1 protein-coding gene is annotated in these 347 nt (G+C 50.1%); it reads left to right on the top strand.

Features of this window, described 5'->3' with window-relative positions; translation table 11 throughout:
* Positions 1-105: 105 nt before the first annotated feature.
* Positions 106-347 (top strand): hypothetical protein (locus P0D80_RS51460; protein ID WP_408296722.1); only part of this gene is annotated, 242 nt, incomplete at its 3' end.

The raw sequence follows: 347 nt of genomic DNA, 5'->3' as shown, positions 1-347 counted from the left end.
TGCTGGGTACGGTAATGTGGGCGGGGTAAGGGACTTGCTTCTCTCGATTTTGACATTCGGGATTTATGCCTTTGCTAAATCATCCAAAATGGACCAGCGATCGAATTGGCCATAAAAGATCTTAATGGGCAGATACCGGTGAAGGGCGCGCCCATTATTTCCACCAAGATCGACGGTAAAATGCTGGTCATTACGGAGATCCGTGTTGGTGGCACTCCTGCTTTGACGGTTGCGTTTGGTGGTAGAAACGTCGGTGTAATTGAGAATACGAATTTGGCGTCGTTCAAAGAACAGCTGGAGGCGGAAATTGCGCCGAATGGCGACAACACGAGTCGGCGCGATCCGTA

Origin of the sequence: Paraburkholderia sp. RL17-373-BIF-A (genome assembly GCF_046030175.1) — a bacterium.
Taxonomy (GTDB): Bacteria; Pseudomonadota; Gammaproteobacteria; order Burkholderiales; family Burkholderiaceae; genus Paraburkholderia.
The sequence above is the reverse complement of the archived record's forward strand: the minus strand, read 5'-3'. Positions and strand labels throughout refer to the sequence as shown.